The organism is uncultured Anaerococcus sp., assembly GCF_947253225.1.
Classification (GTDB): Bacteria; Bacillota; Clostridia; order Tissierellales; family Peptoniphilaceae; genus Anaerococcus.
The window spans coordinates 1-20,778 of record NZ_CAMXYR010000027.1; the positions used below are offsets into that span (position 1 = coordinate 1).

Below are 20,778 nucleotides of genomic sequence, written 5' to 3' on the forward strand. Positions count from 1 at the left end.
ATGTGTATAAGAGACAGATATAGGATTTTCTAAGAAAATTTTATAAAAAAACTAAGTTTGCAGAAAAAGTTACAAAATTGTAACTAAATAAATGTTGGAATTCAAAGGATTAAGAAAAAAGTTAGAAAAAAATAGATAAAACACATAATATATACACAATTTATAGGTACAATAACAATTGTAAAAAGCAGTTGTTAATAATTTGTAACTATTATTACAAGCAAATTTGAAAATAATTAATTTAGATAAATACATAAAATAAGGAGATTAAAATGAACAAATTCACTAAATACGCCCTAGCAGCAGCACTTGTACTACCGTCTATGATTAGTTTAGGAGCTAAACAAGCAAAGGCAGACAGCGTTGTAATTAATAAGGAAGTTGCTCATGCAGTTAATGTTAGATCAAGTGCAGCAGAAAAAAATAACATCATTGGTCTAATTAACGATGATAGCAGAGCTTATGAAATCCTAGGCCGTGTTGATGGTTGGTATAAGATTGACTTTAACGGAAGAGAAGCTTTCGTGGGAACACCTTGGTTTAAGGTAACTAAGGATACAGAGGTTATTTCACCAGCAAACTTCAGAAAAGAAGCAAATCTTGGCTCTGAAATCTTTAAGGTTTTAGATAAGGGAACTAAGGTAGAAATTCTTGGTGAAGGAGCAAATGGCTTCATTAAGGTTAAGTTTGAAGGAAAAGAAGGTTACGTCTACAATAACCTCCTAAAGGCTTACAAAAACAAAAAACAAGAAGCAAAGCCAAAAGCTAAACAAGAAGCACAAGCAACTACTAATAAAGCTCAAGTAGCAAACAACCAACAAACTTATGATTATGTTGAAGAAACAACATACTATGAACAACCACAAGAAACTTATGAAGAAGAACAAAGCCAATCCTACCAAGGAGATTCTAACTGGGCAAAAGAATGGATAGCTCAAAGAGAATCTGGTGGTTCTTACACAGCTTACAACCCAGCAGGTGGTTATTACGGAAAATACCAACTTAACCCATCTCTAGTAAGCTACGGTGCAAGCCCAGCTGAACAAGAAGCAGCAGCAGATGCCTATGTAAGCCAAAGATATGGTTCTTGGGAAAATGCTCAAGCTTTCTGGGCAAATAATGGATGGTACTAAAATAAAATAAAAACTAGTCTACATAAGACTTGGAAGCATCCCAGTCCTATATGTGGACTATTTTTTTTGCTTTAATTTATAAAAGGGTAAAATCATAAGTATAAAAAGGCTCGCAAGGAGGAAATGATGAAAGCCATACTAACAGTTATAGGAAATGATCAACCAGGAATTATTTACAAGGTTTCAAAGATTTTATATGAATACAATATAAATATTCTTGACCTAAGCCAGACTATCATGGAAGACCAATTTGCAGGTATGTTCAATATTGATTTTTCAAAGGCTAGTGGAGATTTTTCTGAAATTAGAAAAGCCTTCGATAAATTAGGAGAGGAAACTAAACTAGAAATTAGAATTCAAAACGAAAAGCTCTTTGAGGCTATGCACAGGATTTAATATGGATAGGAATAATATTTTAGAAACAATCAAGATGTTGGATGAGGAAAATCTCGATATTAGAACTCTTACTATGGGAATTTCCCTCTTTGATTGTATAGATAAGGATTATAAGAAGGCTTGTGATAAGATTTATGAGAAAATTTTGAGAGAAACTAAGGATTTTATTAAGGTTTCTAAGGAAGTTTCTAAAATCTATGGAGTGCCAATTATTAATAATAGAATTTCTGTTACTCCAATTTCTCTTATAGCTGCAGCTACTGACCTAGATGATTACACTGTTTTTGCTAAGTGCCTTGATAAGGCAGCTAAGGATGTTGGGGTAGATTTTATTGGTGGTTTTTCAGCACTTGTACAAAAGGGGATGACTAAGGCTGATGAAATATTGATTAAATCAATTCCTAATGCTCTAGCTACAACAGACTTAGTTTGTTCAAGTGTAAATGTTGGTTCTACTAAGGCTGGTATCAATATGGATGCAGTTGGTCTTTGTGGGCAAGTTATCAAGGATTTGGCTCAAAAGACAGCTGATACTGATTCTTTAGGCTGTGCCAAGCTTGTTGTTTTCTGCAATGCGGTAGATGACAATCCTTTCATGGCTGGAGCCTTCCATGGAGTTGGTGAGGCAGAAACTGTAATTAATATGGGAGTTTCTGGACCTGGTGTTGTTAAGGCAGCAATTTCTGGTAAGAAGAACTTGCCAATCAACGAGGTATGTGAAATTATCAAAAAGACAGCCTTCAAGATTACTAGAATGGGAGAGCTAGTAGGACGTGAAGTTTGCCATAGACTTGGCAAAAACTTCGGTATTTTGGATCTTTCCCTTGCTCCAACACCAGCTATTGGAGATTCTGTTGGAAGAATCCTTGAGGAAATCGGCATTGATAATGTCGGAGGCCATGGAACGGTTGCAGCTCTTGCCCTCCTAAATGATGCTGTCAAAAAAGGAGGTCTTATGGCGAGTGCATCTGTTGGTGGACTTTCTGGGGCCTTTATTCCAGTAAGTGAAGATGAAGCAATGATTAAGGCGACTGATGGTGGATTTTTGACTTTTGACAAGCTAGAGGCTATGACTTCAGTATGTTCAGTGGGTCTTGATATGATTGCCATTCCAGGCTCAACAAGTGCTGAAACAATAGCTGCCATGATTGCAGATGAGGCAGCTATCGGCATGATTAATGTAAAGACTACAGCGGTTAGGATTATACCAGTTGTTGGCAAAGAAGTTGGTGAGTATGCAGAATTTGGTGGACTTTTGGGCTACGCACCAATCATAGATGTTGGAAATTCTAATTCCGATATAATGATTAAGAGGGGTGGACACATTCCTGCCCCAGTTCATTCATTTAAAAACTAAGGAGGATATATGGAAAATAAAAATCCAATTGTAACTTTTGAGATGGAAAATGGAGAGGTGTTTAAGGCGGAGCTTTACCCGGAAATCGCTCCAAATACAGTCAGAAACTTCATTTCTTTAATAAATCATAATTTTTATGATGGAGTAATCTTTCATAGGGTAATAAAAGGCTTTATGATTCAAGGCGGAGATCCTGAAGGTATAGGTATTGGTGGGCCTGGTTATGCTATTAAGGGAGAATTTGCCATGAATGGCTTCAAAAATGACCTCAAGCATGAGAGGGGAGTTCTTTCTATGGCAAGGTCTATGATGCCTGATTCTGCTGGCAGCCAATTTTTTGTTATGCACAAGGATAGCCCTCACTTGGATGGACAATATGCAAGCTTTGGCAAGGTAATTGAAGGCATGGATGTTGTAGATGAAATCGCCGAAACAAATACAGACTTTCAAGATAAACCAAAACAAGACCAGGTTATGAAAACTGTAAGTGTTGAAACTTTTGGTGTTGACTATGGGGAGCCTGAAATAATTGAATAAGAAAAAGCCTGGGATTTAAAATCCTCCCTCAGCCTAAGTGAAGGAGGATATCCTAGGTTTTTTATTTTTTGTCGTACATCTCTAATAAGTTTTCTAAAACTTCAATTTTTTCTCTTATTAATTGACCTTCATCTGTATCTTTTTTGAGCATTCTTGGTAGAAGAATTTCAACCTCACGAATATTTGGGGTGTAGCTTGACATGTCATCTGTGATAGACTTGTAGGACTTGTGTTCAGCTAGGGCAACGTGGTGGGAGTTAAAGACTAGAGTGTAGCCAGCTATGCCAGTTTTTGCTTGGTAGGGTTTGGATATACCGCCATCTATAACATAGAGCTTACCACCAGCCTTAATAGGACTATCTCCCTTGGCAACTTTGACTGGCACATGACCATTTATAATTCTTCTTCTGGAACTTTTAATCTCGAATTCATCCAAAATCATATCCACAATTTCTTCCCTAGAACAAAACTTGTAGTAGGGATTGTAGACTTCTTTTTTGAGAGTTTTGTCATCAACAAAGAGGTTTTCAAAATAGGAGTATTGACTCTTGCCAAAAATAGGTGAGTATCTTCCATTAATCAAATACCACATTACATCCTTGGCAAAAATATCGTCTGTGAAATAGGCATCTCTTGCAAGTTTATCCAAGACATCCATGAGGGCTCTTCCAGAATATTTTTTCCCCTTGATACTCACTTCTTGAAACTTTCCATCCTCTGTGAGAGGAATACAACCGTGAAAGAGTAAGGACCCATTTTCAGTCTTATACATGGATCCATTCTTGTAGAGGAATCTTATATGGCGGTTAAGTTTTTCGCCTTTCTTAAAATCACTTGTCAAAATATTTATGATAAATTCCTCTTGGTCAGTCAATTTTAGAGGGTTTCTAGGGTCAATAGTAGGAAAGTGCATATCTTTCATAGCTACACCCTTGTAGGTTCTCTTTTCAAAGTCTATGAAAGTTAGGGAATTTCTCCCATCGACATTAAAGTCGGGATTTCTATTGATTAAAGCTCCATCAAGCTTAAACCTAATTACAGATATTGCCTTATACATCTTGGCAGCGACTTCTCCACTTACATTATCGTAAATATTTCTATCGTAAACCCTAGGCATAAAGAGTGTGCAAGGGTCGTCTTTGTAAGTTTTTATGGCAAATTCGTGGAGGGGTCTAAGGTTTATTCCATAACCATCCTCAAGCATATCGAAGTTATTATAGGAAATCGCATTTGCTATACAAGCTGCAACTAAGGCCTTGTTACCACTAGCTGCTCCCATCCAAGCTATATCGTGGTTGCCCCATTGGAAGTCTACGTTAGGAAAGGTCAATAGCTCGTCCATGATTATGTGAGGAGAAGGACCTCTATCGTAGATATCGCCGACTATATGGAGTTTGTCTACAGAAATTCTTTGGATAAGCCTAGAAAGAGATACGATAAATTCTCTAGCAGACTTGTATTTAACAATATTTGCTATGAGAGATTCATAGTATTCTTTCTTGTTAAACTCTGAATCATTGGTATAGAGCAATTCATCTATTATGTTGGTGTAGGAACCTGTGAACTTTCCTTTTACATAGGCCTTTGGGTACTTGGTTGACACGAACCTAAAGAGGTTGATGAGTCTGTGGATGGTAATGGTAAGGTAGTCCTCAGTCAACAAATTGTTTTCTGCGTGGTTTTTCAAAAACATGATAGGATCATAAATAAGTTCTGCTAATTCGTCTTGGTCTTCCTTGACCAGAGTATCTCCAAAAAGTTTGGAAATCTTATCTCTGATGTTACCTGAAGCAGACCTCAAAAGATGGAGGAAGGCCTGGCTTTCCCCGTGGATATCAGAGAAGAAATATTCTGTACCCTTTGGAAGATAGAGCTTTGAGTTTAGCGATATCAATTCATCCTTTATACTAGCTTTGTTAGGATAGATATCTTTAAGTAATTTTAAATAATTTTTGTCCATAAATTTCCTCTTTTCTTATCACTATAATATATACCCTTTTTATGGCAATAAAAAAGAATGACCTTAATCATTCTTTTTCTTCATTTTTTTGTAAATTATTTTGAGCTTCTTCTAGTTTGTTAATTAGAGAATCAGTATTGGCTTTAAGGGCATCGATTTGTTCTTTCACCTTTTGGTCTAGTTTATTCTCCTGCTCTTTTTCTATTTGTGCTTTTGAAACCTCATCATCAAGGTTATCATCATCACCTTTGAGGTCTTGCTTCTGGTCTTTTTCTATGATTACAGGTTCAACGCTAAGCTTATCTTCTTTTTCTATTGGATTTGAAGCTTTTTCTTCATCTGATATATCTTTTTTTCTTTCCTCTTCTACAAAGTTTAAGGAAATAACTTTGCCAGGGTCAATTTTTCCTACCTTATTAGTAGCGGAAGTATTCTCTACTTCACCAGCCTTGGCTCTTTCTATACTTTCTCTCCTACGAGCTCTTCCCCTAGATTTTTTCGGCTTAAAGCTTTGGCCGTAAAGTCCCTTAGCCTTAGCGCTAAGTCCCATAATAGATGTAAGGATTACAAGAGTATTTAGGGCTATAGGAATATAGACTAGTTTTTCTCTTATAAATAGTAGGATAAGAAGGTCTGCTACTATAAAAAATACCGAGAAAAATATGTTAGATAAATTCTTCTTGCCAGTTTTTCCAGAAATAAAGATATTTCTACTTACCTTAAAGTTGAGGATAAAGCCTAAGAGTAAGAAAATTATGGCAAGGGGTTTTACAAAGCCTAGGGATATTTTAGAAAAGCCAACTATATCCAAAAAGCCTGCCAGAAGATTTTTATCTACAAAGGCTGTGAAGATACTAGCGAATAAAAATAAAATTGTAATAATAGACCTGAATAGTCCACCAATAATTGTCAAAAATCTTATAGTTTTTTTCATAATGCCTCCATTTAATATAATTATAGCATATATTATTGATTTGTTTATAAAAATTATTGAGGTATAATTAATCCAAAGATTTGCCAAAAAAGGAGGGGTTATGCTATTTGACCAAGTGATTGATAAAAGAGTCTCTCATAGGAAGTTTACTGAACGAAAAGTAAGTGATGAAGATGTAAATAAACTTTTGGATGCTGCCTACAAGGCACCGATTGCTAATGGAGCTTATGATGATTGTAGACTTACAGTGATTAGGGATAAGAATCTTTTGAAAGATTTAGTTAGTGAGTACCAAAAAGTTACTGGCAAGAAGAAAGACCCCCTCTATGATGCTGGACTCTTTATTTTGTTTTCTTCAAGAAAAGATACAAGTGCAAGATTTGAAGATGCAGGTTGTCTACTAGAACATATATGCCTAAAGGCTGTGGAAATGGGACTTGGTTCTTGTTACATAAGAGGAGCTATCAATTCTATAGGCAAGGAGGGCAAGTACATAGAAAAGCTTGACCTTGATGATGGATTTTATCCTGTAAGTGGTGTGATAGTTGGACATATAGATGAAGAAGTTTTGCCAAAACACCATGAAATCAAGACGAATTTTGTTTTATAAAACTTCATATTAATAATATTTGCCCGAAAATTTTAAGAAGAAAAGAAAGGAATCTCGACTAAGGACTTGAATGGTTGATTATTTTATGGTATAATTAACAATTGCTAGAAATCTATTTATCGAGATTTTTTTATTTTTTTAAGTAGTTATTTCGCAGAGCTTTTACAAGATTAAAAAGGCGTGCAAACAGACAAGGAGTAATGATTAATGGCCCAATTCCATGAACAAATGTTTGGAAGAACTAAGAGAAAGAGTTTTTCTAAATTTCCTCAAGTATTAGATTTACCAAATTTATTAAAAGTACAAAAAGATTCATATGAATGGTTCCTCAAAGAGGGTCTTGGTGAAATCCTAGAAGATATTTCCCCAATTGAAGACTACAATGGTAACCTCATCCTAGAATTTATTGGTTATGAATTTGATAAAGATACCAAGTATTCTGTAAAAGAATCCAAATACAAGGATGCAACTTATGCCAGAGACCTAAAGGTTAAGGCTAGACTTATTAATAAGGAAACTGAAGAAGTTAAGGAACAAGAAGTATTCATGGGAGATTTCCCTATGATGACAGATTCTGCAACTTTTGTTATTAACGGAGCTGAGAGAGTTATAGTTAGTCAGCTTGTCAGATCTCCTGGTGTTTATTATGCAGAAGAAACTGACAAAGCTGGAGATAAGATGTATTCTTCTACAGTAATACCTAACCGTGGTGCTTGGATTGAATTTGATACAGATGCAAGCCATACAGTTAATGTTAGACTAGATAGGACTAGGAAACTTCCAGCGACTACTTTAGTTCGTGCGCTTTTATTTGAAAGTGATGAAGAGATAATTAATGCTATTGGTGATACCAAGCATTTGAGAAATACCTTAGAAAAAGAAAATTCAGAAACAAGCGAAGAGGCTTTAATAGAAATATATAGAAAGCTAAAGCCTGGGGATCCTGCGAGCGTTGAGTCTGCAACTAACCTTATCAACAACCTCTTGTTTGATGATAGGAGATACGACCTTGCAAGGGTTGGTAGGTACAAGTATAACCTAAAACTTGCTCTTGCTAACAGAATTGAAGGATTAAGAGCCAAAGACGACATCATTGATCCAGAAACAGGTGAGTTTTTCGTGGCTGCAGGAGATGTGATTGATAGTCAAACTGCCCAAGCTATCGAAAATGCAGGAATTGTAACTGTTGACGTTATCAAAAAAGACGAATATACAGATGAAGACAAGGTTTTGAGGGTTGTTGGTAACAACTTTGTTGATATAAATTCTTTTGAAGAGCTAAAAGATATTGATATCAATATAGATGAATTTAGCGAAAAAGTTTATTTCCCAGTAATGAGAGAAATAATTGATGAAGCTCAAAATCCTGAAGAGATTAAGACTCTTATGGAAAGAAGAAAAAAAGAGCTATGTCCAAAACACATTACCAAGTCCGATATCCTTGCAGTTGTAAACTATCAATTCAACCTTTTTGAAGGAATAGGCTCAGTAGATGATATTGACCATTTGGGCAATAGACGTGTCAGAGGAGTTGGAGAGCTTCTTCAAAACCAGTTTAGGGTGGGACTTGCTAGAATGGAAAGAGTTGTTCGTGAAAGAATGACAACCCAAGATCCAGATCTTGCTACCCCACAAGGTTTAATAAATATCAAACCAGTTACAGCAGTTATCAAGGAATTCTTTGGTTCATCCCAACTTTCCCAATTCATGGATCAAACCAATCCTATGAGTGAGCTAACCCACAAGAGAAGGCTATCTGCTCTAGGACCTGGTGGTTTGTCAAGAGATAGGGCAGGAGTTGAGGTAAGGGACGTACACGATTCCCACTATGGTAGAATTTGTCCTATAGAAACCCCAGAAGGACCAAACATCGGTCTTATAACCTCTCTTACAACCTATGCGAGAGTTAATAAGTATGGTTTTATCGAAACCCCTTATAGGCTTGTAAAAGAAGGCGGTATTGTTACTGATGAAATTGACTATCTAACAGCAGATATTGAAGATAACTTTATCATAGCCCAAGCCAACGAGCCACTTGATGAAGATAATAGATTCGTAAATGACAGAGTTTCAGGTCGTGGTCTAAAGGGTGAAAATGATATTTATCCTAGAGAAAAGATCCAATACATGGACGTATCACCTCAACAGATAGTTTCTGTTGGAGCAAGCTTAATACCTTTCCTAGAAAACGACGACTCTACCCGTGCCTTGATGGGTGCCAACATGCAACGTCAGGCCGTGCCACTAATTAAAACAGAAGCACCAATAGTAGCTACAGGTATTGAACACAGGGCAGCCAAGGATTCAGGCGTTTGTGTGGTATCTAAGTCAAAGGGTGAGGTAGTTTATGTTGGTGATGAACACATCAAAGTTAAAAGGGACTCTGATGGCGAAATTGAAGATTATGAATTACTAAAATTTGAAAGAGCTAACCAAGGAACAACAATCAACCAAAGACCTATTGTAAAAAGAGGTGATAAGGTTGAAGCTAATGAAGTCCTTGCAGATGGTCCATCAACAGAAAATGGAGAGCTTGCCTTAGGTAAAAACATCCTCATAGCCTTTACAACTTGGGAAGGTTACAACTTCGAGGATGCTATGCTTCTTAATGAAGAGCTTGTAATGGATGATGTCCTCACATCAGTTCACATAGAAGAGCATGAGTGTGAAGCAAGGGAGACAAAACTTGGGGCAGAAGAAATCACCAAAGATATTCCAAATGTCGGCGATGATATGAAAAAAGACCTTGACGAAAATGGAATTATAAGAATTGGAGCTGAGGTTAAGAGTGGGGATATCCTTGTAGGTAAGGTTTCACCAAAAGGAGAAACTGAGCTATCACCAGAAGAAAGACTTCTTCGTGCAATCTTTGGGGAAAAAGCTCGTGAAGTGCGTGATACTTCCCTCAAAGTTCCTCACGGGGAAAGTGGAATCGTAGTTGATGTTAAGGAATACAACAAAAAAGACGGAGACGAACTATCTCCAGGTGTAAATAAAGTAATAAGAGTGTATGTAGCTGCCAAAAGAAAGATAATGGTAGGTGATAAGATGTGTGGTCGTCACGGTAACAAGGGTGTCGTTTCTCGTATCCTTCCAAGAGAAGATATGCCATTCTTGCCAGATGGAACACCACTTCAAATCTGCCTAAACCCACTTGGTATCCCAAGCCGTATGAACCTAGGTCAGGTACTTGAAGTTCATATGGGTCTTGCTGCAAGGACTATGGGATGGAAGATTGCTACACCAGTATTCGATGGAGCGCTCGATACAGAAATAGAAGAAGTGCTAGAAGAAGCCAAGAAAGTTGCACCTTATGTAAACAAGACTGGTAAGATTACCCTTCGTGATGGTAGGACAGGGCTTCCTTTTCAAAACCCTGTAACAGTTGGTGTAATGTATATGCTAAAACTCCACCACATGGTAGAAGAGAAAATCCACGCAAGATCAATCGGACCTTATTCCCTTGTTACCCAACAACCACTAGGTGGTAAGGCACAATTCGGTGGTCAAAGGTTCGGAGAGATGGAGGTTTGGGCTCTTGAGGCCTATGGTGCAAGCCACACCCTCCAAGAAATTCTAACTGTAAAATCAGATGATGTTACAGGAAGGGTTAAAACTTACGAATCAATAGTTAAGGGAGAAAATATTCCAGAACCAGGTACCCCAGAATCATTCAAGGTACTTGTCAAGGAACTCCAATCTCTAGCCCTTGATGTAGAACTACTTGATAACGAGGGAGAGGTAATCGAACTTAAAGAAAACATTGATGAACAAGATAGGTTCAGTCAAGTAGACAAGATTGATGCATCAAAGATTAAAAGCATAACAGGTAATCTTGGTAAGGAACCTGTTAAGGAAAGACCAACAGCAAAAACTACTTCTAAGTCAGAAGACGAAGAACAACCAGAAAGTAAGATAGAAGAATAGGGGTATAAATGAGCGAATTAAACCAATTTGATGGGATGAGGATGAAAATCGCATCCGCTGAAAAAATTAGATCATGGTCTCATGGCGAAGTTAAAAAGCCTGAGACTATCAACTATAGAACCCTAAAACCAGAAAAAGACGGACTTTTCTGTGAGAAAATCTTTGGACCTACTAAGGATTACGAATGTTCTTGTGGAAAGTACAAGAGAATTAGATATAAGGGTGTAGTTTGTGAAAAATGTGGGGTAGAGGTAACTAAATCTAAGGTTCGTCGTGAAAGAATGGGTCACATTGAACTAGCAGCACCTGTAAGTCATATTTGGTATTTTAAAGGAATACCTTCTAAGATGGGTCTACTCTTGGATATGAGCCCAAGAGTACTAGAAAAAATTCTCTACTTTGCATCTTATGTTGTTATAAATCCTGGTTCAACAGACCTTATGGAAAAACAAGAAATTTCCGAAAATGAGTACCAAGATGTAATCGAAGCCTATCCAGATGACACGGAATTTAAGGCAGCCATGGGAGCTGAAGCTGTTAAAGAGCTTCTAACAAATATTGACCTCAAGAGAGAATATGAACTTCTTCTAAAAGAACTTGACGAATCAACTGGCCAAAAGAAAGTTAGGGTGTCAAGAAGGCTCGAAGTTGTAGATGCCTTCCTTACAAGTGGCAACAAACCTGAATGGATGATTCTGGATGTGCTTCCAGTAATGCCACCAGAACTAAGACCAATGGTTCAGCTTGAAGGTGGAAGATTTGCGACAAGCGACCTAAATGACCTCTATAGACGTGTAATAAATAGAAATAACAGACTAAAAAGACTACTTGATATCGGAGCACCAGAGATTATTGTTCGTAATGAGAAAAGGATGCTCCAAGAAGCAGTTGATGCCCTAATTGACAATGGTAGAAGAGGACGTGCTGTAACTGGTGCGTCAAATAGAAATATGAAATCTCTATCAGACCTCCTAAAGGGTAAGTCAGGTAGGTTTAGACAAAACCTTCTAGGTAAAAGGGTCGACTACTCAGGTCGTTCTGTAATCGTAGTTGGACCAGACCTAAAGTTTAACCAATGCGGACTTCCTCAAGAGATGGCGCTTGAGCTTTTCAAGCCATTTATTATGAACAAGGTTGTAGATTGCGGTATGGCTCATAACCTAAAATCTGCTAAGAAAATGGTAGAAAAGAAAGACCCAAGGGTGTATGAGATACTCGAAGAAGTTATAAAAGACCATCCAGTTCTCCTAAACCGTGCCCCTACTCTTCACAGACTTGGTATTCAAGCTTTTGAACCAAAGCTTGTAGAAGGTAAGGCTATCAAGCTTCATCCTCTAGCTTGTAATGCCTTCAATGCGGACTTTGACGGAGACCAAATGGCTATCCACTTGCCACTATCAAATGAAGCCCAAATAGAAGCTAGACTTTTGATGATGTCAACCAACAACATCCTAGGTTTAAAAGATGGTAAGCCAATCACAACTCCATCTCAAGATATGGTACTTGGCGCTTATTACCTAACTACAATCAAGGAAGGTGCTAAGGGCGAAGGAATGGTATTTGAATCTATAGATGAGATGATGAAGGCCCTAACTGCAGGTTATGTAGAATTTCAGGCCAAGGTTTCTGTGAGGATAAAAAAAGATCCGCAAGATCCTGGTAAAATCGTAGAATCATCTGTGGGTAGATTTATCTACAATCAAGGTATCCCTCAAGACTTGGGCTATGTAAATAGAAAAGAAGATCCATACTCATTAGAGATAGATATGGTCGCTGATTCTGGAACTTTGAAAGATATAGTAGATAAATGTTTCAGAAAGCATGGCAATATAAAGACTGCTGAAGTTCTTGACTATATCAAACAAACAGGCTATAAGTACTCAACCCTATCAGGACTTACAGTATCAATGTCAGACGTTAATATTCCTAAAGAAAAATGGGATTTGATTGGCAAGGCAGATGCTGAGGTTGACAAGTATGATAAACTTTATAGAAGAGGACTCATAACTGACCAAGAAAGATACGAAAAAGTAATAGATATTTGGGGCAAGACAACAAACCTTGTAACAGATGCCTTGCTCAATGACCTAAAGTCAGATAACAACATCAAAATATTTGCTGACTCTGGTGCCCGTGGTTCTACCAACCAAATCAGACAGCTAGGTGGTATGCGTGGACTTATGAGTCAAGCCGATGGTAAGATAATAGAAATCCCAATCAAGGCTAACTTTAGGGAAGGTCTTTCAGTACAAGAATACTTTATCTCAACCCACGGTTCTCGTAAGGGTCTAACAGATACTGCCCTTAGAACTGCCGACTCTGGTTACCTAACTAGAAGGATGGTAGATATCTCTCAAGACGTTATCGTAACAGAAGATGATTGCCATACAGATGGCTATGTTGTTGCTCACGAGTTTAAGGACGGTAACGAACTTATAGAAAACCTTCAAACAAGAATCACTGGTAGAACATCTTTTGAGGAAATCAGAGATGAAAATGGTGAGGTTATTGTTCACAAGGATGAGCTAATCGACGAAGATATGGCAGATAAGATAATTGATGCTGGAATTAAGGAAGTAAAACTTCGTTCAGTATTAGAATGTAAGGCTAAGCATGGTGTGTGTGCGGCTTGCTATGGTAGAAACCTTGCAACAGGCAAGCACGTCAATGCTGGTGAGGCTGTAGGAATTATAGCAGCTCAATCAATCGGAGAACCTGGTACTCAGCTAACCATGAGAACCTTCCACTCAGGTGGTATAGCAGGCGTTGGAATTACCCAAGGTCTTCCAAGGGTTGAAGAGTTGTTTGAAGCAAGAAAACCTAAGGGACTTGCTTATATTGCAGAAAACTCAGGTACAGTTACCCTTATCCAAAATGAAAAGAAAACAGATGTAGAAATCCTATCAGACGATGGCTTTGCCAAAAAGTACAATATTCCATTCGGTTCAAGAATCCTTGTAAGAGATGGAGATGTGGTAAGAAAGGGAGATCAACTAACTGAAGGTTCTCTCGACCCACACGATGTATTGAATGTTTTAGGAAAAGTCGGAGTCCAAGATTATATAACCAAGGAAGTTCAAAAAGTATATAGACTACAAGGTGTAGAAATAGACGATAGGCACATCGAAGTTATAGCACGTCAAATGCTCAAAAAAGTTAAGATAGAAGAGTCTGGAGATACAAAATTCCTCCCAGGATCTCTCCAAGATAGACGTGAAGTTGATATCGAAAATGAAAAAATGCTCGAAGAAGGCAAAGAGCAAGCAACCTATAGCCAAGAATTACTTGGTATTACCAAGGCATCTCTTGCCACAGAAAGCTGGCTATCAGCTGCATCCTTCCAAGAAACAACAAGAGTTCTTACTGATGCATCAATCAAGGGCAAGATAGACGACCTCAAGGGACTAAAAGAAAATATCATCATAGGTAAACTAATCCCTGCAGGTACAGGTCTAAAAGCCTACAACGATGTAGAAATAGACTATGAAACCAAAGAAGCAGAAGACGCACAAATAGCAATGAACATTGAAGCTATTGAAGCAGAAGACGAAGAAGTCGTAGAAAATTAAATAAAATTAAGCCCACAAGCTAAACTTCTTTAACCTCAAAATACTTATGTAGATTTTGGGATGAAGTCAGAGCTTGTGGGCTTTTTTCTTTGCAATTAAGTTAATGGTTACTGATATTAAGATATAGGTAAAATTTTAGGCCTTAAAATCAAGGTTAAAGCTATAGTTGAAACTAGGCTTTGAGTTTTACTATATTTATTATCATTTCAAGAATTTATCAGCCATCCTAAGTCCTTCGGTAATTTTTAGGTTTTGAGGGCAGACTTTCTCGCATTTGCCACATTTGATACATTTGTTTGGGTCAATTCCTTCTGTTAGGTATGTTTCGTAGGCTTTCCTGGACTTATCTTTCTCATCATAGAGGTATGCCTTGTTCCATAGACTGAAGACTTTAGGGATATTGATTCCAACTGTGCAAGGTAGGCAGTATTGGCAAGAAGTACAGGCGATCTGCTCCCTGTTTTTATAGATAAGTCTAGCTTTTTCGTAGAAGGCTCGGTCGTCTTTAGTCAAAGAATCATAAGAAACTTCACTTGCGATTTCTATATTTTCCCTAACTTGGTCTAGGTTGTTCATTGCTGATAATACTGTCATCACATTATCAAGACTTAGGGGGAATTTGAGAGCCTCTTGGGCGGGAGAGAGGTCAGTGAATTCTTTTAAAGATTCCACAATTTCATAAGGAGGGTTTGCTAGTCTTCCACCCTTAATTGGTTCCATTATAATTACTGGAATATTCATAGCCTTGGCAAGTTGATATCCCCTTATTCCTGCTTGGTAGTCAATATCAAGGTAGTTTAATTGGATTTGGCAGACGTCCCAAGGATAGGATTTAATTATTTCTTCAAAGGCAGTATATTCATCATGGAAGGAAAATCCTACGTTTTTGACCAAGCCTTTAGCCTTAATCTCATCAAGAAAGTCAAAAATACCAAGGTTTACCATCTGTCTAAAACGATTGATATCAAGGGAATGGAGGAGGTAGAAGTCAAGATAATTGGTTCTAAGATTGGTCAATTGTTCATTAAATAATTTATTGAAGTCATCATAGTCTTTAACCAACCAGCAAGCTAGCTTGCTAGTAAGTTGGATCTCGTCCCTAAGCTTGTATTTTTCCAAAAATTTTCCCAGAAATTTTTCACTTTGACCCTTATGGTAGGGGTAGGCAGTGTCTATATATGTAAGTCCCCTATTAATAGCTTCTAGGATAATTTTTTCTGATTCTTCTTTATCGATTTTTCCATTATCACCGTCAAGAGTTTTAAATCTCATGCAACCAAAACCAAGCCTTGAGATTTTCTCTTCCTTATAGTCAAAATATTTCATATAAACTCCTTTACTATAATTCCGCCTGTTAATCTAATTGTATCACAAATTTTATATATTTTGAAAATCATAGGCAAAGATTTGCTTAACTGATTTGAAATGTTTTGATATAATTATAGGCAAGGAGGAAGTATGATTGACAAAGCAAAAATCAGATATTCCTATAAGTCAAAGGAACTTTCCACTATTCTTTCTTTTGTTTTGACAGGAATTGTAGTTGGCCTTGTTATAGGAACTTTTAAAAAGTCTATACACTTTTTATCTACAATAATGATTGATATCTTTAGTAAGGCCAATGGAAACATTGGTATTTATGTTCTAATAGCTTGTTTATTTATTTTAATTGGGACTTTTATTTATTATTTATCTAGGAAAGATCCGAATATTAACGGCTCTGGGATTCCTATAATCTATGGGATGCTTGACGATAAGTTTAAGGTTTGTTCTGAAAAAACCTTGATTAGAAAATTTATAGCAAGTGTTATTACAATAGGCTCAGGTTTGACCCTTGGTAGGGAAGGACCATCTGTCCAAATTGGAGGTCTTGTTGGAGATATTGTCCATAAGAGAACCAAGTCTAAGGAGGATAAGAGGTATTTTATAGGCTCTGCTGCAGGAGCAGGAATCGCTGTTGCCTTTAACGCACCTATAGCAGGAGTTCTTTTCACAATTGAAGAAATCTTCAAAAAAACTGACAGGAAGGTGTTTTTATCAACAGCTATCACGATTTTCACAGCAGTTATAACATCTGACCTCGTCTTTGGCAACCACCCAGCCTTGGTAGATGTGCCAGCCTTTAAGGTAATGAACCTATCAATGATTGGGATTTTAGCAGTTTTGGGGATAATTGTTGGACTTTCTGGCGTATTTTTCAATTATTGTGTAATTGGCTCTAAGGATGTCTTTAAGAAAATAAAAATAAGTCCCTACATCAAATACATAATTCCTTTTTTGGTAACTGCTGTGGTTTTGATGATGGATATAAACCTATTTGCATCAAGCGAAGAATTCATATTTCTAGCAAGAACTGGGAATATAGGATTGACAAAACTTATCTTTTTCTATTTTATGAAAATTTTTCTCCTAAGTCTTGCCTTCGGAGTGGGCGTACCTGGAGGAAGTTTGGTGCCTTTACTTGTAATAGGATCGCTTGTGGGAAATATAGTAGCGACTTCGCTTGTTATGCTAGGCTTACTTGACCCATCTTATATTTTTGTTTTTAGCATCTTGGGCATGTGTGGACATTTTTCTGCCATAGTTAGGGCGCCGATTACAGCTATAATACTTGTAGTAGAAATGACAGGTGGGGCTTTTGATTATCTGTTGGGAATTTCTGTAGTAAGCCTTGTAGCTTATAGTATAGCAGAACTTTGCAAGTCTAAGCCTTTCTATGAACACTTGTATGAATTGATGATTAGAAAGTAAGAAAAGGAATTTTCCCTTTTTTCTAATATATAAAAGGAGCAATAATGGATCATTACCTTACAAACGATAAGCCAAGCAAGGCTCTTATAAGATTTGCCCTTCCTATGGTTATTGGTTCGCTTTTTCAGCAAATCTATACCTTTGTCGACTCTGCCGTCGTCGGAAAATATGTAGGAGAGGCTGCCCTCGCATCTATTGGGGCGAGCTTTGCCCTAACTACAATTTTCATTTGTATAGCTGTTGGGGGTGGGGCGGGGGCATCTGTTCTCATAGCTAGATATTTTGGATCAAGAGACTATAAGAGAATGAAAAGTGCGATTTATACATCCATGCTTGGGTTTTTGTCCTTATCAGTAATTCTTTCTATCTTTGGCCTGATATTTTCTGAAAAATTAATGACAATACTTCAAACGCCAGCAGATATTATGGATATGTCTGTTCTTTATCTAAATATTTACTTTTATGGCCTACCATTTTTGTTCATGTACAACATTATTTCATCTCTCTATCAAGCCTTGGGGGAATCAAAAATCCCCTTATATTTCTTGATTTTTTCATCCATATTAAATGTTATCTTAGACATTTATATGGTTAGGGACTTAGAAATGGGCATAAGAGGAGCAGCTTACGCAACCCTCCTAGCTCAAGGTTTATCAGCTATTTTTTCTTTTTTGGTATTTATTAACCATCTAAGGAAATTTGACATAAGGGTCAATAAAATATTTGATTTGGAAGAGTTTAACCTTATAACAAAGCTTGCCATTCCATCCATAATTCAGCAATCAACCATTACCATTGGTCAACTCCTTGTTCAATCAGTAGTAAATTCCTTTGGAGTTGAGATATTAGCAGGATTTTCGGCAGCTATGAGGGTAGAAAGCCTAATAATTGTACCTATAACAAGTCTGGGAAATGCAGTATCTTCCTATACTTCACAGAATGTCGGGGCAAGTAAGCTTGATAGAATTAAAAAAGGACTTAGGGCTTCCCTTGCTATAGTCTTAGGATATTGTCTTTTGATATTTATTTGTTTGAAATTAAACTATGCGACAATAACTAGCTGGTTTATGAATGAAAATTCCTCAGCAAATACCTTATTAACAGCCAATTCCTACCTAAACTTCATTGCTTTTTTCTTTATCCTAGTTGGCAGTAAACATTGCGTAGATGGCCTTCTTAGGGGAGTTGGAGATGTTAGAATCTTCACCCTTGCAAATTTAATAAATCTTTTTATAAGAGTAAGCTTATCCATGACCCTTGCCCATAAAATAGGGGTTCAAATGGTATGGTACGCAGTTCCTATTGGTTGGTTCTCTAATCTTATAATCTCAACAAGTTATTATAAAATGATAGAGAAAGACCAGTATAAGTTGAAATATTAAAAAAACCCCAGAAGTTAGTTTTGTACCTAACTTTTGGGGCAGATTGAAATTTACCTATAAAATTTTAGAGTTATTAATCACTTTATATTATTTGTTGGGATTTACAGAATTTTTCTTAATAAAGTCATCTATTTTTTTGAAGTAGTCCTTATCAGCATAGACTGCATCTGCATGACGAAAGCCTTGGATAATTAATTTTTCCTTAATCCCCTTCTTTTTTTCAAACATCTCATCAGCCATCTCCTTAGGTATGAAGTCATCACCTGTGGTGTGGATAAACATAATAGGCACTTTAGATTTAGATACTTGGTCAATAGGATTAATTTCTTTTATGTTAAGACCAGCCTTGATTTGAGCCATAGTATTTGCCATATTGAGGACAGGAAAGCTTGGAAGATTAAATCTTAGACTTAATTCCTTAGCAAATATTTCCCACAAGGAGCTATAACCACAGTCATCAATTATGCTAGTAATGTTTTTTGGCAAATCAAATCCTGAAGCGTTTAGAACCGTTGCACCTCCCATAGATGTGCCATGGAGGGTTATCTGAGCATGGGGATTAATCTTTAGAATATAGTCCACAAATTTTAATAAGTCCTCGCTATCTTTACCTCCCATACCAATATATTTGCCATCACTCGGTTCATGTCCTCTCAAACTATAGGTGAGGACGTTGTACCCTAGTTTGTAAAAATTAGCTCCTAACATCTGAGCCTTCTTCTCACTAGACTGATAGCCATGAACTAGAATAATCCACTTATCCGTTTTTTTGGGTTGGCTATAGGTATGTCCATACAAATTCAGTCCATCACTTGTTCTTATACCAACATCTTTAGTTAGGCTTGCCACATCCACAAGCCACTTATCTCTCATATATTCTAGGTCTTTTTTACGCTTTTCCTTAATAGTTTCCTCTGAGGAAAGATTTTTCTTATCAGGTCGATTTTTCCCACCAGAATTGGCGACAAGGGCATAATTTACAAAATATGACCCGATAAAATAAGTCGAACTTACTGACAAAAGCACACATACGACTAGAATTTTCTTCCAAAGTTTATTAAATAATTTCATATTCACCTCGTTATTAAAACTAGATGAATATATTTTATAACTTTATAGCTAAAAAGTCAACAAGCTAGAGAACGAAGTCAGCTATGCACTTAGAAATTTGGATAATATCAACATTCGACCTAAAATCGAAGCTTAATTTGCTACCGTCATTAAAGGCAAGGATTAATTCGCTATCAATATCAAGCATTCCCGCAGTTTCCACACCGAAATATTGGACTTTGGAGTAAGGGTAGGAGATGTAGGATTTTTTCTTACCCGTTATCCCCTGGACATTTACTACAATTATCCTCTTGCTGGTAAAAATCACTTGGTCTCTAATAGTTTCAAAGGCTTGAATCAAGTCCTCTCCTGCAACCAAAAAATCCAAGACTTCTTTTCTTACCTTGCTTATATTAATTTGTTTGAGATTAAAAGTGTTGGAATCTCCAACAATCCCACTTCCTATTACTGGCATAAATTCTCCTTTTATATCAAAGTTAATAAACAAAAAACTCGAGCAAAGCCCGAGTTAGATCCATTATCAGAGTTAGATTAATTTTTTAACTTCTGCAAGGGCTGTAGCAAAGTCTACTTCATTAGTAACTTCTGGTACATATTCAACGTATTGGATTACGCCTTCCTTATCTACAATAACTATTCCCCTTGTTAGAAGTTTTAGCTCATCAATTAGGAAACCATACTTATTTCCAAATTCTCTTTCCTTGTAGTCTGAAACCATCTCAAGGTTTTTGATATCTTCATTTGAGCAAAATCTTGCTTGAGCAAATGGAAGATCCTCAGTGATTGTAACTATTCTTACATCATCTGATAGGTCTAGGGCATCCTTGTTGAATTTCTTGGCTTGGATAGCACAAACGCTTGTATCTAGGGATGGAGCGATAGAGTAAACAACAACCTTACCTAGTAGGTCTTCAGACTTAAAATCAGAAAGATCGTTTTTTGTAGCTGTGAAAGCTGGTGCTTTGTCGCCTTTTTTTACTTGATTTCCTAAAAGTGTTATTTTATCTCCTGCAAATGTAATATTCATATTTCCTCCTATATAATCTTTAATAATAATATTATACCCAAATTTTGTTAAAATAATATGTAAATGGAAATATGAGTTTTAAGATATTGATAGGAATTATTATTGTGATGAAAAATAATGATAG

At 36.8% G+C, this 20,778-nt stretch carries 15 protein-coding genes; 9 read left to right on the top strand and 6 right to left on the bottom strand.

Features of this window, described 5'->3' with window-relative positions; all coding sequences use genetic code 11:
* The first annotated feature begins 272 nt into the window (after positions 1–272).
* From Q0W95_RS04595 to Q0W95_RS04610, 4 genes are all read left to right on the top strand, one after another.
* A complete protein-coding gene (locus Q0W95_RS04595; protein ID WP_297790341.1) occupies positions 273–1,133 on the top strand; it encodes an SH3 domain-containing protein in 861 nt (286 codons plus the stop codon).
* Positions 1,134–1,259: 126 nt separating this feature from the next.
* Positions 1,260–1,529 (top strand): ACT domain-containing protein, encoded by a 270-nt coding sequence (locus Q0W95_RS04600; protein WP_297790342.1) that lies wholly within the window; start codon positions 1,260–1,262, stop codon positions 1,527–1,529.
* 1 nt (position 1,530) lies between these two features.
* Positions 1,531–2,886, top strand: coding sequence for a PFL family protein (locus Q0W95_RS04605; protein ID WP_297790343.1), 1,356 nt, complete (start codon positions 1,531–1,533; stop codon positions 2,884–2,886).
* A 9-nt stretch (positions 2,887–2,895) separates the two neighbouring features.
* Positions 2,896–3,423 (top strand): peptidylprolyl isomerase, encoded by a 528-nt coding sequence (locus Q0W95_RS04610; protein ID WP_297790344.1) that lies wholly within the window; start codon positions 2,896–2,898, stop codon positions 3,421–3,423.
* A gap of 61 nt (positions 3,424–3,484) precedes the next feature.
* On the opposite strand, the gene Q0W95_RS04615 is transcribed toward Q0W95_RS04610, so the two are convergent.
* Both Q0W95_RS04615 and Q0W95_RS04620 read right to left on the bottom strand, forming a co-directional pair.
* Positions 3,485–5,383 (bottom strand): fructose-1,6-bisphosphatase, encoded by a 1,899-nt coding sequence (locus Q0W95_RS04615; protein WP_297790345.1) that lies wholly within the window; start codon positions 5,381–5,383, stop codon positions 3,485–3,487.
* Between the two features lie 67 nt (positions 5,384–5,450).
* A complete protein-coding gene (locus Q0W95_RS04620) occupies positions 5,451–6,317 on the bottom strand; it encodes a hypothetical protein (RefSeq protein ID WP_297790346.1) in 867 nt (288 codons plus the stop codon).
* 100 nt (positions 6,318–6,417) lie between these two features.
* Between Q0W95_RS04620 and Q0W95_RS04625 the strand changes: the two genes are divergently transcribed.
* From Q0W95_RS04625 to rpoC, 3 genes are all read left to right on the top strand, one after another.
* Positions 6,418–6,927, top strand: a complete 510-nt coding sequence (locus tag Q0W95_RS04625) for a nitroreductase family protein (protein WP_297790347.1) — start codon at positions 6,418–6,420, stop codon at positions 6,925–6,927.
* Positions 6,928–7,134: 207 nt separating this feature from the next.
* Entirely contained in the window at positions 7,135–10,854 is a 3,720-nt protein-coding gene (locus Q0W95_RS04630) for a DNA-directed RNA polymerase subunit beta (RefSeq protein ID WP_297790348.1), read from the top strand.
* Between the two features lie 8 nt (positions 10,855–10,862).
* A complete protein-coding gene (rpoC, locus tag Q0W95_RS04635) occupies positions 10,863–14,423 on the top strand; it encodes a DNA-directed RNA polymerase subunit beta' (RefSeq protein ID WP_297790349.1) in 3,561 nt (1,186 codons plus the stop codon).
* 201 nt (positions 14,424–14,624) lie between these two features.
* Here the strand turns inward: rpoC and Q0W95_RS04640 are convergent, their stop codons facing one another.
* Positions 14,625–15,749, bottom strand: a complete 1,125-nt coding sequence (locus Q0W95_RS04640; RefSeq protein ID WP_297790351.1) for an aldo/keto reductase — start codon at positions 15,747–15,749, stop codon at positions 14,625–14,627.
* 132 nt (positions 15,750–15,881) lie between these two features.
* Between Q0W95_RS04640 and Q0W95_RS04645 the strand changes: the two genes are divergently transcribed.
* Together Q0W95_RS04645 and Q0W95_RS04650 are read left to right on the top strand one after the other, a co-directional pair.
* Positions 15,882–17,174, top strand: a complete 1,293-nt coding sequence (locus Q0W95_RS04645) for a ClC family H(+)/Cl(-) exchange transporter (RefSeq protein ID WP_297790353.1) — start codon at positions 15,882–15,884, stop codon at positions 17,172–17,174.
* A 44-nt stretch (positions 17,175–17,218) separates the two neighbouring features.
* Complete coding sequence (locus Q0W95_RS04650) at positions 17,219–18,556, top strand: MATE family efflux transporter (protein WP_297790355.1); 1,338 nt, start codon at positions 17,219–17,221, stop codon at positions 18,554–18,556.
* 87 nt (positions 18,557–18,643) lie between these two features.
* On the opposite strand, the gene Q0W95_RS04655 is transcribed toward Q0W95_RS04650, so the two are convergent.
* The 3 genes from Q0W95_RS04655 to tpx all read right to left on the bottom strand — a co-directional run bounded on the left by Q0W95_RS04655 (position 18,644) and on the right by tpx (position 20,654).
* Positions 18,644–19,627 (bottom strand): alpha/beta hydrolase, encoded by a 984-nt coding sequence (locus Q0W95_RS04655; protein WP_297790357.1) that lies wholly within the window; start codon positions 19,625–19,627, stop codon positions 18,644–18,646.
* Between the two features lie 64 nt (positions 19,628–19,691).
* Positions 19,692–20,081 carry a PH domain-containing protein gene (locus Q0W95_RS04660; protein WP_297790359.1) on the bottom strand — a complete coding sequence of 130 codons (390 nt, stop codon included), beginning with the start codon at positions 20,079–20,081 and terminating at the stop codon, positions 19,692–19,694.
* 72 nt (positions 20,082–20,153) lie between these two features.
* Positions 20,154–20,654 (bottom strand): thiol peroxidase, encoded by a 501-nt coding sequence (gene tpx / locus Q0W95_RS04665; protein ID WP_297790361.1) that lies wholly within the window; start codon positions 20,652–20,654, stop codon positions 20,154–20,156.
* Positions 20,655–20,778 lie beyond the last annotated feature (124 nt).

Excerpts from the sequence above, each read along its gene's own strand:
- Q0W95_RS04625 (WP_297790347.1), top strand. The coding sequence starts at position 6,418 with ATGCTATTTGACCAAGTGATTGATAAAAGAGTCTCTCATAGGAAGTTT.
- Q0W95_RS04645 (WP_297790353.1), top strand. The coding sequence starts at position 15,882 with ATGATTGACAAAGCAAAAATCAGATATTCCTATAAGTCAAAGGAACTT.
- Q0W95_RS04620 (WP_297790346.1), bottom strand. The coding sequence starts at position 6,317 with ATGAAAAAAACTATAAGATTTTTGACAATTATTGGTGGACTATTCAGG.
- Q0W95_RS04630 (WP_297790348.1), top strand. The coding sequence starts at position 7,135 with ATGGCCCAATTCCATGAACAAATGTTTGGAAGAACTAAGAGAAAGAGT.
- rpoC (WP_297790349.1), top strand. The coding sequence starts at position 10,863 with ATGAGCGAATTAAACCAATTTGATGGGATGAGGATGAAAATCGCATCC.
- tpx (WP_297790361.1), bottom strand. The coding sequence starts at position 20,654 with ATGAATATTACATTTGCAGGAGATAAAATAACACTTTTAGGAAATCAA.
- Q0W95_RS04605 (WP_297790343.1), top strand. The coding sequence starts at position 1,531 with ATGGATAGGAATAATATTTTAGAAACAATCAAGATGTTGGATGAGGAA.
- Q0W95_RS04600 (WP_297790342.1), top strand. The coding sequence starts at position 1,260 with ATGAAAGCCATACTAACAGTTATAGGAAATGATCAACCAGGAATTATT.
- Q0W95_RS04595 (WP_297790341.1), top strand. The coding sequence starts at position 273 with ATGAACAAATTCACTAAATACGCCCTAGCAGCAGCACTTGTACTACCG.
- Q0W95_RS04640 (WP_297790351.1), bottom strand. The coding sequence starts at position 15,749 with ATGAAATATTTTGACTATAAGGAAGAGAAAATCTCAAGGCTTGGTTTT.
- Q0W95_RS04615 (WP_297790345.1), bottom strand. The coding sequence starts at position 5,383 with ATGGACAAAAATTATTTAAAATTACTTAAAGATATCTATCCTAACAAA.
- Q0W95_RS04660 (WP_297790359.1), bottom strand. The coding sequence starts at position 20,081 with ATGCCAGTAATAGGAAGTGGGATTGTTGGAGATTCCAACACTTTTAAT.
- Q0W95_RS04610 (WP_297790344.1), top strand. The coding sequence starts at position 2,896 with ATGGAAAATAAAAATCCAATTGTAACTTTTGAGATGGAAAATGGAGAG.
- Q0W95_RS04650 (WP_297790355.1), top strand. The coding sequence starts at position 17,219 with ATGGATCATTACCTTACAAACGATAAGCCAAGCAAGGCTCTTATAAGA.
- Q0W95_RS04655 (WP_297790357.1), bottom strand. The coding sequence starts at position 19,627 with ATGAAATTATTTAATAAACTTTGGAAGAAAATTCTAGTCGTATGTGTG.